At 64.1% G+C, this 12,693-nt stretch carries 10 protein-coding genes; all 10 read left to right on the top strand.

What is annotated here, in order from left to right:
- The first annotated feature begins 41 nt into the window (after window positions 1–41).
- The 10 genes from flgG to fliD all read left to right on the top strand — a co-directional run bounded on the left by flgG (window position 42) and on the right by fliD (window position 12,648).
- The gene (gene flgG, locus B4M43_RS03780; RefSeq protein WP_296264340.1) at window positions 42–827 is read left to right on the top strand and encodes a flagellar basal-body rod protein FlgG; all 786 of its coding nucleotides are present in this window, start codon (window positions 42–44) and stop codon (window positions 825–827) included.
- 44 nt (window positions 828–871) lie between these two features.
- Window positions 872–1,567, top strand: coding sequence for a flagellar basal body L-ring protein FlgH (gene flgH / locus B4M43_RS03775; RefSeq protein ID WP_296264338.1), 696 nt, complete (start codon window positions 872–874; stop codon window positions 1,565–1,567).
- Window positions 1,568–1,578: 11 nt separating this feature from the next.
- On the top strand, window positions 1,579–2,688 hold the full coding sequence (locus B4M43_RS03770; RefSeq protein ID WP_296264336.1) for a flagellar basal body P-ring protein FlgI: 1,110 nt from the start codon (window positions 1,579–1,581) through the stop codon (window positions 2,686–2,688).
- Between the two features lie 10 nt (window positions 2,689–2,698).
- Entirely contained in the window at window positions 2,699–3,916 is a 1,218-nt protein-coding gene (gene flgJ, locus B4M43_RS03765) for a flagellar assembly peptidoglycan hydrolase FlgJ (RefSeq protein ID WP_296264334.1), read from the top strand.
- Window positions 3,917–3,926: 10 nt separating this feature from the next.
- The gene (gene flgK, locus B4M43_RS03760; RefSeq protein ID WP_296264332.1) at window positions 3,927–5,969 is read left to right on the top strand and encodes a flagellar hook-associated protein FlgK; all 2,043 of its coding nucleotides are present in this window, start codon (window positions 3,927–3,929) and stop codon (window positions 5,967–5,969) included.
- Window positions 5,970–5,982: 13 nt separating this feature from the next.
- A complete protein-coding gene (locus B4M43_RS03755; RefSeq protein ID WP_296264330.1) occupies window positions 5,983–7,545 on the top strand; it encodes a flagellar hook-associated protein 3 in 1,563 nt (520 codons plus the stop codon).
- A 564-nt stretch (window positions 7,546–8,109) separates the two neighbouring features.
- The gene (locus tag B4M43_RS03750) at window positions 8,110–9,051 is read left to right on the top strand and encodes a ketoacyl-ACP synthase III (RefSeq protein ID WP_296264328.1); all 942 of its coding nucleotides are present in this window, start codon (window positions 8,110–8,112) and stop codon (window positions 9,049–9,051) included.
- A 245-nt stretch (window positions 9,052–9,296) separates the two neighbouring features.
- Window positions 9,297–10,739: a flagellin gene (locus B4M43_RS03745; RefSeq protein WP_296264326.1), complete on the top strand. Its 1,443-nt coding sequence runs from the start codon at window positions 9,297–9,299 to the stop codon at window positions 10,737–10,739.
- 75 nt (window positions 10,740–10,814) lie between these two features.
- The gene (locus B4M43_RS03740) at window positions 10,815–11,177 is read left to right on the top strand and encodes a flagellar protein FlaG (protein WP_296264324.1); all 363 of its coding nucleotides are present in this window, start codon (window positions 10,815–10,817) and stop codon (window positions 11,175–11,177) included.
- A gap of 85 nt (window positions 11,178–11,262) precedes the next feature.
- Window positions 11,263–12,648 (top strand): flagellar filament capping protein FliD, encoded by a 1,386-nt coding sequence (fliD, locus tag B4M43_RS03735; protein ID WP_296264322.1) that lies wholly within the window; start codon window positions 11,263–11,265, stop codon window positions 12,646–12,648.
- The last annotated feature ends 45 nt before the right edge of the window (window positions 12,649–12,693 follow it).

Raw genomic sequence — 12,693 nt, 5'->3', positions numbered from 1 at the left:
CCTGAACGGGTGCCGAAAATCCGGCGCACGAGGAGAACGAGATGCTTCCAGCACTGTGGGTCGCCAAGACCGGTCTGTCTGCCCAAGACACCAATTTGGCCGTGGTATCGAACAACCTGGCCAACGTGTCCACCACCGGTTTCAAGCGCGACCGCGCCGAATTCCAGGACTTGCTGTACCAGGTCAAACGCCAGCCCGGCGCGCAATCGACCCAGGACAGCGAGCTGCCCTCGGGTTTGCAGGTCGGTACCGGTGTGCGCGTGGTCGGCACGCAGAAGAGCTTCACCGCCGGCAGCCTGCAAACCACCGAGAACCCGCTGGACATGGCGGTCAACGGTCGGGGCTTCTTCCAGGTGTTGCAGCCCGACGGTACGGTGTCGTACACCCGTGACGGCACCTTCCACCTGAACTCCGACGGCCAGATCGTCACCGCCAGCGGCTTCGCCCTGGAGCCTGCGGTGGTCGTGCCCAACGACGCACAGACCTTCACCGTGGGCCAGGACGGCACAGTGTCGATCACCACCGCTGGCAACCCGGCCTCGCAGGTGATCGGCAACATCCAGACCGCCGACTTCATCAACCCGGCCGGCCTGCAGGCCATCGGCAGCAACCTGTTCCTCGAGACCGCCGCCAGCGGCGCACCGCAGGTGGGTACGCCGGGCCTCAACGGCCTGGGCACCACCCAGCAGATGACCCTGGAAAACTCCAACGTCAGCACCGTGGAAGAGCTGGTCAACATGATCACCACCCAGCGCGCCTACGAGATGAACTCCAAGGTCATCTCCACCGCCGACCAGATGCTCTCGTTCGTCACCCAGCAGCTTTGATCACCGATCCGTTCCCGCGCCCGATCCACCGTGAGGTAAGCGTCATGAGTCGTCTGTTGTCCGTGTTCGCCCTGGGGGGCGTGGTCCTGCTGTCCGGGTGCGTGGCGCCCGCGGCCAAGCCCAACGATCCGTACTACGCCCCGGTGCTGCCGCGCACCCCGTTGCCGGCCGCGGCCAACAACGGCTCGATCTATCAGGCCGGGTTCGAGCAGAACCTCTACACCGACCGCAAGGCCTTCCGTGTGGGCGACATCATCACCATCACCCTCAACGAACGCACTTCGGCCAGCAAGAACGCCGGTTCCCAGCTCACCAAGAACAGCAAGGCCAACCTCGGTCTGACGTCGCTGTTCGGCGGCTCGGGCACCACCAACAACCCGTTCGGCGGCGGCGACCTGTCGCTCAACGCCGGCTACAACGGCGACCGCACTACCAAGGGCGACAGCAAGGCCAACCAGGGCAACACCTTGACCGGTTCGGTGACGGTGACCGTGGCCGACGTGCTGCCCAACGGCATCATCTCGGTACGCGGCGAGAAATGGCTGACGCTCAACACCGGCGACGAGCTGGTGCGCATCGCCGGGCTGATCCGTGCCGACGACATCGCCACCGACAACACCGTGCCGTCCACGCGGGTCGCCGATGCGCGCATCACCTATTCGGGCACCGGCTCCTTCGCCGATGCCAGCCAGCCGGGATGGCTGGACCGCTTCTTCCTCAGCCCGCTCTGGCCCTTCTGAGAACGATGACCATGCTCAACCCAAGGCAGCTGCTCGCCGCGACCCTTCTGCTGTGCTGTGCGTTTGCCGCGCAGGCCGAGCGCCTGAAGGACATCGCCAGCATTTCCGGCGTGCGCAGCAACCAGCTGATCGGCTATGGCCTGGTCGTGGGCCTGAACGGCACGGGTGACCAGACCACCCAGACGCCGTTCACCCTGCAGACCTTCAACAACATGCTGGCCCAGTTCGGCATCAAGGTGCCGCCAGGGTCGGGCAACGTGCAGTTGAAGAACGTCGCTGCGGTGTCGGTGCACGCCGACCTGCCGCCGTTCGCCAAGCCGGGGCAGGTGGTCGACATCACTGTGTCGTCCATCGGCAACTCCAAGAGCCTGCGCGGCGGTAGCCTGTTGATGACCCCCCTCAAGGGCATCGACGGCAACGTCTACGCCATCGCCCAGGGCAACTTGGTGGTCGGCGGCTTCGACGCCGAAGGCCGCGACGGCTCGCGCATCACCGTCAACGTACCGTCGGCCGGGCGCATCCCGGGCGGCGCCTCGGTCGAGCGCACCGTGCCCAGCGGCTTCAACCAGGGCAACAGCCTGACGTTGAACCTCAACCGCCCGGACTTCACCACCGCCAAGCACATCGTCGACAAGGTCAACGAGCTGCTCGGTCCCGGTGTGGCCCAGGCGTTGGACGGCGGGTCGGTGCAGGTCACCGCGCCCATGGACCCGAGCCAGCGCGTCGACTACCTGTCGATCCTGGAAAACCTGGAGATCGATCCGGGCCAGGCGGTGGCCAAGGTCATCATCAACTCGCGCACCGGCACCATCGTCATCGGCCAGAACGTCAAGGTGTCGCCGGCGGCGGTCACCCACGGCAGCCTGACCGTGACCATCACCGAAGACCCGGTGGTCAGCCAGCCGGGCGCCTTCTCCAACGGCCAGACCGCCGTGGTGCCGCGCTCGCGGGTGAATGCCGAACAGGAAGCCAAGCCGATGTTCAAGTTCGGTCCAGGCACCACATTGGATGAGATCGTGCGTGCGGTTAACCAGGTGGGCGCGGCCCCCGGCGACCTGATGGCGATCCTCGAAGCCCTGAAGCAGGCCGGCGCGTTGCAGGCCGACCTGATCGTCATCTGAGGCCCCGACCATGACGCCCAAGAGCCTGGTATCGACCACTCCCGACAGTGGCGCGTACACCGACCTGACCCGCCTCAGCTCGCTCAAGCATGGCGATCGCGACAGCGACGCCAACGTGCGCAAGGTGGCCCAGGAGTTCGAGTCGCTGTTCATCAGCGAAATGCTCAAGGCCTCGCGCAAGGCGAGCAACGTCATGGCCGACGACAACCCAATGAACACCGAGACGGTCAAGCAGTACCAGGACATGTACGACCAGCAGCTGTCGGTGAGCATGTCGCGCGAAGGCGGCGGCATCGGCTTGCAGGACGTGCTGGTGCGCCAGTTGTCGCAGAAGAAGGCCAGCGCCGCTGCGGCGGCCAGTGCCGCCAGCGCCCACGCGCCGGCCCTGTGGGGCGCACGGGTGGCGGCGACGGCGGCGGGCGAGGGCGGTGCCACCAGCTCGCGCAACGACGTCGCCCTGCTCAATGCCCGGCGCCTGGCATTGCCCGGCAAGCTGACCGACCGCCTGCTGGCCGGCATCGTGCCCTCCGCCAGCGGCACCTCCGCCAGCGGCACTTCGACGAATGGCGCCTCCGCGAGCGCTCCGACGCTGGCCACCGCCAGTCCCGCGCTGGTCAAGCTGGACCGGTCGAAAGTCCAGTCCGCCACCGCCGCAGCTGCCACTCCGAGCGCCGCCACGCAGATACTCGGTCGCGCCGTTGCCCAGCCACCGTTGGCGCCGCAAAAAGCCTTCTCGGGTAGCGATGAGTTCGTCAACACCATGCTGCCGATGGCCGAAAAAGCCGCCAAACGCATCGGCATCGACCCGCGCTACCTGGTGGCCCAGGCCGCGCTGGAAACCGGCTGGGGCAAGTCGGTGATGCGCAATCCCGACGGCAGCAGCAGCCACAACCTGTTCGGCATCAAGGCCACCGGCAAGTGGCAGGGCGGCGAGGCCAGCGCCATCACCAGCGAATTCCGCGAGGGCAAGTTCGTCAAGGAGCGTGCGGCGTTCCGCTCGTACGACTCCTACGAAGACAGTTTCCACGACCTGGTCAGCCTGTTGCAGGACAACGGCCGCTATAAAGATGCGGTGGCGTCTGCCGATAAACCGGAACAGTTCGCCAGAGAGCTGCAAAAGGCCGGCTATGCCACCGATCCGGACTATGCCCGCAAGATCATCAGCATCGCCCGACAGCTGCAACCCACTTCCCAGTACGCCATGGCCGGCTCTGCAACGACTCTATAAGGATTGACGCATGACGAATCTGATCTCGATCGGCCTGAGCGGCCTGAGTGCCAGCCAGGCGGCGTTGTCGGTCACCTCCAACAACATCGCCAACGCCGCCACCTCGGGCTACTCGCGCCAGCAGACGATCCAGACCGCCAGCCCCTCGCAGAATATCGGCGTGGGCTTTCTCGGCACCGGCACTACCTTGTCGGAAGTGCGCCGCATCTACAGCGCGTACCTGGACAACCAGTTGCAGTCGGCGACCTCGCTGCAGGCCGACGCGACCGCGTTCCAGGACCAGATCACCGGCATGGACAAGCTCCTGGCCGACCGTGACACCGGCATCAGCTCGGTGCTCACCGCCTTCTTCTCGTCGTTGCAGACGGCGGCGGCCTCGCCGTCGGACGTGGCGTCGCGGCAGTTGCTGCTGACCCAGGCGCAGACCCTGAGCAACCGCTTCAACGCCGTGGCCGGGCAGATGAACCAGCAGAATGCGCAGATCAATTCGCAGCTGCAGACCATGGCCGGGCAGGTCAACAAGCTCACGACCAGCATCGCCGACTACAACCGGCAGATCGTGCAGTTGTCGGCGGCGGGCACCTCGCCCAACAGCCTGCTCGACGCACGCAGCGAAGCGGTGCGCCAGCTCAACGAACTGGTCGGCGTCACGGTGCAGGAGCGCGACGGCAACTTCGACGTGTCGCTCGGCACCGGTCAGGCGCTGGTCACCGGTATCCACGCCAATCCTTTGTCGGTGGAGCCCGGCGTGGCGGACAAGAGCCAGGCGAGCCTGAAGATCGAATACGCCAACTTCAGCTCCGACGTGACCACGGTGACCACCGGCGGGCAGATCGGCGGCCTGCTGCGCTACCGCAACGAAGTGCTGACCCCGGCCCTGAACGACCTGGGCCGCGTCGCCCTGGTGGTGGCCGACAGCATCAACTCGCAGTTGGGCCAGGGCCTGGACATCAACGGCCAGTTCGGCGCCGATCTGTTCACCAGCATCAACAGCGCCACGGCGATTTCCCAGCGCAGCCTGGCGTCCTCGGCCAACAGCACCGGGTCGGGCAACCTCGACGTGACCATCCGCAACAGCGGCGCGCTGAGCACCTACGACTACGAGGTCAAGTTCACCAGCGGTTCGCAGTACAGCGTGCGCCGTTCCGACGGCACCGAGATGGGCAGCTTCGACCTCAATGCCGACCCGGCGCCGGTGATCGACGGCTTCAGCCTGGCGCTCAAGGGCGGTGCGCTGGCTGCGGGCGACAGCTTCAAGGTGATCCCCACGCGCACGGCCGCCGCCGACATCGGCACCGTCACGCAGGACGCCAACAAGCTGGCGTTCGCCGCGCCGGTCACTGCGGCGGCCAGTGGTGGCAACGGCGGTACCGGGACCATCACGCAGCCGACCCTGACCGAGCGTCTGGACATCTACGGCGGCAGCGACACGGCGGTGGCGCGCGAAGCCATGCGCACCTCGATGCCGGTGCGGGTGGTGTTCCAGGCGGCCAGCGGTGGCGCCCAGAGCTACACCGTGTTCGACGCCAAAGGCACTTCAATCGGCACCGGCAGCATCGTGCCCGGGCAAGACAACAAGCTCTCGATCGCCGTGCCGATGCGCGACGCCAGCGGCGCGCCGATCCTCGACGGCAACGGCCAGCCGCGCAGCTTCAGCCTCGACACCAGCATCGGCGGCAGCCCCAACGTCAACGACAGTTTCACCCTGTCGTTCAACACCGACGGCAAGTCCGACAACCGCAACGCCAGCCAATTGCTCGCGTTGCAGACCAAGGCGACCGTGGCCACGGGCTCGGGCGGTGGCATCAGCTTCACTTCGGCCTATGCTTCACTGGTGGAGCAGGTCGGCGCCAAGGCCAGCCAGGCCAAGATCGACGGCACCGCCACCGATGCCGTGCTCAAGTCGGCCAAGGAAAGCCGCAGCTCGGTGTCCGGGGTCAACCTCGACGACGAGGCGGCCAACCTGGTGAAGTTCCAGCATTACTACACGGCGTCGTCGCAGATCATCAAGGCGGCGCAGGAAACCTTCCAGACCTTGATCAACGCACTCTAAAGGAGAGCTGACCATGCGCATTTCCACCGCTCAGTTCTACGACGCCAGTGCCAGCAGCTACACGAAGAACTTTTCCGACCTGAACAAGACCCGCGAACAGGTCGACTCGGGCGTGCGTATCCAAAGCGCTGGCGACGATCCGGTCGGTGCCGCGCGTTTGCTGGTGTTGCAACAACAGCAGGCGCTGCTGGGCCAGTACAACAGCAACATGTCCACCGTGAACAACGCGCTGTTGCAGGAAGAGAGCGTGCTGTCGACCATCACCGAAGCCTTGCAACGCGCCAGCGATCTGGCGGTGCGCGCCGGCGGCGCGGGCCTGACCGATGCCGACCGCACCTCCATCAGCAGCGAACTGAAGGAAATCGAGGCCAACGTGTTCGGCCTGCTCAATTCGCGCGACGCCAACGGCAACTACATGTTCGGCGGTGCCAAGAGCACCACCCAGCCCTATGTGCGCAACGCCGACGGCACCTACAGCTTCCAGGGCGACCAGACCCAGTTGAGCCTGCAGGTGTCCGACACCTTGAGCCTGGCCACCAACGACTCGGGCTTCAGCGTCTTCGACCAGGCGACCAACAAGGAGCGCACGCAGTCGACCCTGACCGCGCCAGCGACCAACGACGGCAAGGTCTCGCTGTCCCAGGGCCTGATGACCTCGACGCCGACCTACAACAGCCGCTTCGCCTCGGGCCAGCCGTACTCGCTGAACTTCACCAGTTCCACCGCGTTCACCATCACCGATGCCAGCGGCAAGGACATCACCGCCGAAACCACCACCAACGGCAAGTTCGACGCTGACACCGAAGGCGGTAACGTGGTCACGTTGCGCGGTGTTGAGTTCCGCATCGACGTCGCCCTGAGCGAAGGCGAAAATGCCGACGCCGCCGTGGCGGGGCATGCGTTCCGTCTGGAGATCCGCCCCGACAGCCTCACCGCCACCCGCGGTGCCGGCAACGCCTCGACGGCGCAGATCACCAGCAGCACCATCAGCAACGCGGCCGACTACCACAGCACCTTCCCCAGCGGCGGTGCGGCGATCAAGTTCACCAGCGACAGCGAGTACGAGCTGTATGCGCAGCCAATGACCGACGGCGCCCAGCCCGTCGCCAAGGGCACCGTCACCGGCGGAGCCTTCACCGTGGCGGGTGTGACCTACCAGCTCAGCGATGCGCCCAAGGCCGGCGACCAGTTCACCGTGAGCGCCAACACCCACCAGACGCAGAACCCGCTGCAAACCCTGGCCAAGCTGCGCGCCGTGCTCGACGCACCCATGGACGACAAGAACGCCAACGTCGACCTGCGCAATGCCGTGGCCTCGGCCGTGGCCAACCTGGCCAGCGGCCGCGAGCGCATCGACATCACCCGGGGCTCGATCGGCGCGCGGGGCAACTCGCTGGAGATCCAGCGCCAGGAAAACACCAGCCTGGGCCTGGCCAACACCACCACGCAGAGCGCCATCGGCAATACCGACATGTCCCAGGCGGTCATCGCCCTGACCTTGCAGCAGGCCATGCTGGAAGCCTCGCAGTTGGCCTTCTCGCGGGTCTCGCAGTTGAGTTTGTTCAACAAGCTCTAAGCCAGCGGCATCTTCATCTCGATGGGAGGCAGAGCATTCACACGCTGTCGGGCCCGCTCTGCGGGCCATCGCGGCTGAAGCCGCTCCTACAGGGGTTCTGCTCTGCGGGCCATCGCGGCTGATCGGAGTATCGAGCCGGATGCTCCAGCAGGGCTTTGAGCTTCGGCCTGGTCTGGGACATCCATCCACTTCTAGAAACTCAGCTCATATCCTCCTGTAGGAGCGGCCGGTTCGGCGCTCCGATTAGCCGCGATGGGCCGCGAAGCGGCCCCAACCCAGCCGCCCAGGCCATTTCAGGTAAACCATTTACGCGCCCTTAAGCCCGCTTTGCGGGCTATCGCGGCTAACGCCGCTCCTACAATTCGGCGCGGTACATGTGACCAATGAGTCAAAACCTGCATCTTCCCTGTATCCTATTGGCGGTTGTCGCATTCTGTTGCCTTTTATCTTTCGGCATACAGGTAACGAATGCGTGCGCGTCGTGTCTCCACACGCCCAACCCCTCCTCATGGCGCCCTCATCCGATGAGCGGCGGACTTTGGCTGTTTTGATTGGGAAGCCAGAATGATTGGCATTAAAAGCATCGCCAGCTACGTGCCGGCCCAGGGCGTGGACAACTACGCCCAAGGTGCGCGTTTCGAAAAGAACGAAGATTTCATCCTCGGCAAGATCGGCTCGGCGTTCCTGCCGCGCAAAGAAGCCACGCAGGAAACCTCCGACCTCGCCGTCGAGGCGGCCCGCGCGCTGTTCGTCAACAACCCCAGCCTCGATCCGCAGTCGATCGATGCGCTCATCGTGGTCACACAGAACGGGGACGAAGAGGGCTTGCCGCACACCTCGGCCATCGTCCAGGACAAGCTGGGCCTGAGCACCTCGATCGCCGCCTTCGACGTTTCGCTCGGCTGCTCGGGCTACGTCTACGGCCTGTACGCGATCAAGGGCTTCATGGAAGCGGCCGGGCTGAAGAACGGCCTGCTGATCACCGCCGACCCCTATTCGAAGATCGTCGACCCCGAAGACCGCAACACCACCATGCTGTTCGGCGACGCCGCCACCGCCACCTGGATGGGCGAGGGCGCCGACTGGCAGCTCGGCCAGGCGCGTTTCGGCACCGACGGCGCCGGCGCTGCGCACTTGAAGGTCAGCGACGGCACCTTCTTCATGAATGGCCGCCAGGTGTTCAACTTCGCCTTGCTCAAGGTGCCCGCGCACCTGCGCGAGCTGCTCGAAGCGAGCGACTTGCAGTCCTCCGACATCGACGCCTTCTGCATCCACCAGGGCAGCGCCGCCATCGTCGACGCCGTGGCACGACGTTTCGAGGAAGAGCTGGAGCACAAACGTCCGGAGAAATTCGTCAAGGACATGCTGGAAACCGGCAACACGGTGTCTTCGAGCATTCCGCTGCTGCTGGAAAAGCACATGTTCGGCGGCACCTGGCGCCGCGTGGCGATCAGCGGCTTCGGCGTCGGCCTGTCGTGGGGCTCGGCGATCCTCCAGCGAAGCTGATCGACGGGTCATGAAAAAGCGCCGGCAGGCTTGGCCCCGGCGCTTTTTTCATGCCCGTTCATCGCCCCTGGCGGCCGATAAACCCTTGATTTGCAAAAAGATGGCCGTGTGATGGCAATTTTTTTTGCAAATCGCCCTCAAGCCAGGGCCACTCCCGACGATAACCATTACGAAGGTTCTCTAGGCCACACCCGGCGGTTGCCAAGGCCGGAAGCCGCAGTAACTCATCCAACGAGGATTTCGTCATGGCTTTAACCGTTAACACCAACATTGCTTCGATCACCACCCAGGCCAACCTGACCAAGGCCAGCAACGCCCAGACGACCTCGATGCAGCGTCTGTCGTCCGGCCTGCGGATCAACAGCGCCAAGGATGATGCGGCTGGCCTGCAGATCTCCAACCGTCTGACCAGCCAGATCAACGGCCTGGGCCAGGCAGTGAAGAACGCCAACGACGGTATCTCCATCGCCCAGACCGCTGAAGGCGCGATGCAGGCCTCGACCGACATCCTGCAGAAGATGCGTACCCTGGCTCTGTCCTCGTCCACTGGCTCGCTGAGCCCCGACGACCGTAAGTCGAACAACGACGAATACCAGGCTCTGACCGCGGAACTGAACCGTATTTCCGACACCACCACCTTCGGTGGCCAGAAGCTGCTCGACGGTTCGTACGGCACCAAGGCCATTCAGGTCGGCGCCAACGCCAACGAAACCATCAACTTGTCCTTGGACAACGTTTCGGCCAAGAGCATTGGTTCGCAACAGGTCAAGAGCGTTGGTATCACCCCATCCACTACTGGCGTAGCCGGCGGCGCGGTGACCGTGACCGGTAACGGTCAGAGCACTGACGTAACCATCGACGCTGGTGCCTCGGCCAAGCAGATCGCCAAGACCCTGAGCGGCGCTGTCGGCGGCCTGACCGCGACCGCCAGTACTGAAGTGAAGTTCTCGGTCGACTCGGCTGCCATCGCCGCTGCCACGCCGGATTCCGCCAACTTCGAGCTGGAAGTCGGTGGTCAGACCGTCAGTTTCGTCGGCGTCAAAGACACTGCCGGCCTGGCCGAGCAGCTGAAATCCAACTCTGCCAAACTGGGCATCAGCGTCAACTACGACGAAACCAAGGGCACCCTGTCGGTCAAGTCCGATACCGGTGAAAACCTCAAGTTCAGCGCAGCCGACGCCGGCTCCGTTGCAGGTATCCAGGTCGCTGCCAAAGACGGCACCGGTACCTACGGCACGGCTGCTGCGCTGGATGCCACCTCTTTGACCGTGACCGGTGCGGTCAACCTGGACTCCGCCAAAGGTTACTCGCTGAGCGGTGCTGGTGTGACAGGCGTGTTCTCGGCTGCAGGCACTTCGGCGACTTCGGCCAAGACCAGCATTTCGCAAACCGACGTCACCGATGCCACCAACGCCCAGAACGCTCTGGCGGTGATTGACAAGGCCATCGGCTCGATCGACAGCGTACGTTCCGGCCTGGGTGCTACCCAGAACCGCCTGAGCACCACCGTCGACAACCTGCAGAACATCCAGAAGAACTCCACCGCTGCCCGTTCGACCGTGCAGGACGTGGACTTCGCGGCCGAAACCGCCGAGCTGACCAAGCAGCAGACCCTGCAACAGGCATCCACCGCGATCCTGTCCCAGGCCAACCAGCTGCCGTCCTCGGTACTGAAACTGCTTCAGTAATCGCGCTGGCAGGCTAGTAACGAAAGGGCGCGTTCTACGTGCCCTTTTGCCGTTCTGACGTGAGGAGTTTCACCCATGGACATGAGTGTGAAAGTGAACCAGGTCTACACGCCGCCGCTGGCGCCGGTGGTCGCCGTCGCGCCCGCCGACGCCGCCAGCCTGGCCAAGGCGCCGGATGCGGTGACGCCGCCCGCCGCGGCGAGCGAGCCGGCGAGCCGTGAGGACTTGGAGAAAGCGCTCGGGGAAATCCGCGACTTCGCGCGTGACAACCACCGTAATCTGGATTTTTCCATCGACGAGGACAGCGGCCGGGTAGTGGTGAAAGTGATCGCCACCGATTCGGGCCTGGTGATTCGTCAGATTCCTTCCGAGGCTGCGCTGAAACTGGCGCAAAACCTCAACGACGCCAACAGTCTACTGTTCAAGGATGAGGTGTAGGTTGGCATGAAACTTGTTGCTGCAGCCGTTTGCCGAGCGTGATCGTCAAGCCGTTGGCAGCCACTGAGAATACAGGGAGACAACGATGGCAGGTTCAACCGTCAGCGGGATCGGTTCCAACATCGATACTCAAGCGATCGTAACGTCGCTGGTGAATGCGCAGAAGGCGCCCAAGCAAGCTCAGATCAATACTCAGACACTGAAGGCGACCACGACGTTGTCGTCCATCGGCAAGATCCAGGCGGCGCTTGATGCTTTCCGTGGGGCCTTGGACAACATGTCCACCACTAACACCTTCAGTGGCCTGACCGTGAAGTCGAGCGATGAAAAGGTCGCCACCATCAAGGCGGGTACCGGCGCGGCTAACGGCACTTTCGCATTGAAGGTGGAAAGCCTGGCCCAGCCCTCGAAGATCTCCACGCAGGTGTATCCCGAAGGTGCCAGCTCGGTAGTCAACAAGACCGGCACCGCCACGACGTTGAGCATCAATCAGTCCGGCAAGACCTTCGACCTCAACGTGCCGGCCGGCGCCACCCTGCAACAGGTGCGTGACAGCATCAACAGCCAGTTCGGCACTTCGGGCCTGAGCGCCAACGTGCTCACCGATGCCAACGGTTCGCGCCTGGTGTTGACCTCGACCAAGATGGGCGAGGGGTCGGACATCACCCTGGGCGGCAATTCGGGCATCGATACCGGCTATACCGTGATCGACAAGCCCAGCAACGCCAAATACATGCTCGACGGCATCAGCATGACGTCCAAGAGCAACGAGATCTCCGATGCCGTCAGCGGTTTGAGCATCACCCTGACGGGCGTGTCGTCGAAAAATGACGATGGCGCGATGTCGCCGACCACGCTTTCGCTGACCACCAACGCCAGCACGCTGAAATCCGGTGTTCAGGGTTTCGTCGACACCTACAACGCCCTGATGACGGCCATCAATGCCGAAACCAAGGTCACTACGGGCACCGATGGCACGCCAACCGCCGGCGCCTTGACCGGTGATGCCACGCTACGCGGGCTGGTCTCGTCGATTCGCAACGAGATGAGTCAGCTGTCAGGTAATGGCACGTTCAAGTCCCTGGCCCAATTCGGCGTCACCACGTCCCAGGACGGCGGCCTGTTGAGCCTCGACGACAAGAAGTGGAGCGCTGCGGCGGCCACCAACATCGCCGACCTCTCGAGCATCTTCACCGGCAAGGACGGCTTGCTCGCGCGCATGCAGAACGCCACAGAAAGCTACGCCAAGGCCAGCACCGGCACTTTCGCCGAGCGCACCAAGACGCTGACCGACAACTTGAACAAGCTCAAGACCGAGCAGACCACCCTCGACGAGCGCATGACGGCACTGCAAAAGACCCTGCAGGACAAATACAACGCCATGGACACCCTGGTGGCCCAGTTGCGCGCGCAGAGCGACAGCGTGATGACCACGCTCAACGCCTTGAACAAGTCCAACAGCGACAGCTGATCGGCGCTTAAGTTATCCACGGCTCGGCCGACATAAATGTCATCG

The organism is Pseudomonas sp. UBA6562, from assembly GCF_002434265.1.
In the GTDB taxonomy this organism is placed as follows: domain Bacteria; phylum Pseudomonadota; class Gammaproteobacteria; order Pseudomonadales; family Pseudomonadaceae; genus Aquipseudomonas.
The sequence above is the reverse complement of the archived record's forward strand: the minus strand, read 5'-3'. Positions and strand labels throughout refer to the sequence as shown.

Bases quoted from the DNA above. Each gene is read 5' to 3' on its own strand.
- flgG (WP_296264340.1), top strand. From the start codon at position 42: ATGCTTCCAGCACTGTGGGTCGCCAAGACCGGTCTGTCTGCCCAAGAC.
- flgH (WP_296264338.1), top strand. From the start codon at position 872: ATGAGTCGTCTGTTGTCCGTGTTCGCCCTGGGGGGCGTGGTCCTGCTG.
- B4M43_RS03770 (WP_296264336.1), top strand. From the start codon at position 1,579: ATGCTCAACCCAAGGCAGCTGCTCGCCGCGACCCTTCTGCTGTGCTGT.
- flgJ (WP_296264334.1), top strand. From the start codon at position 2,699: ATGACGCCCAAGAGCCTGGTATCGACCACTCCCGACAGTGGCGCGTAC.
- flgK (WP_296264332.1), top strand. From the start codon at position 3,927: ATGACGAATCTGATCTCGATCGGCCTGAGCGGCCTGAGTGCCAGCCAG.
- B4M43_RS03755 (WP_296264330.1), top strand. From the start codon at position 5,983: ATGCGCATTTCCACCGCTCAGTTCTACGACGCCAGTGCCAGCAGCTAC.
- B4M43_RS03750 (WP_296264328.1), top strand. From the start codon at position 8,110: ATGATTGGCATTAAAAGCATCGCCAGCTACGTGCCGGCCCAGGGCGTG.
- B4M43_RS03745 (WP_296264326.1), top strand. From the start codon at position 9,297: ATGGCTTTAACCGTTAACACCAACATTGCTTCGATCACCACCCAGGCC.
- B4M43_RS03740 (WP_296264324.1), top strand. From the start codon at position 10,815: ATGGACATGAGTGTGAAAGTGAACCAGGTCTACACGCCGCCGCTGGCG.
- fliD (WP_296264322.1), top strand. From the start codon at position 11,263: ATGGCAGGTTCAACCGTCAGCGGGATCGGTTCCAACATCGATACTCAA.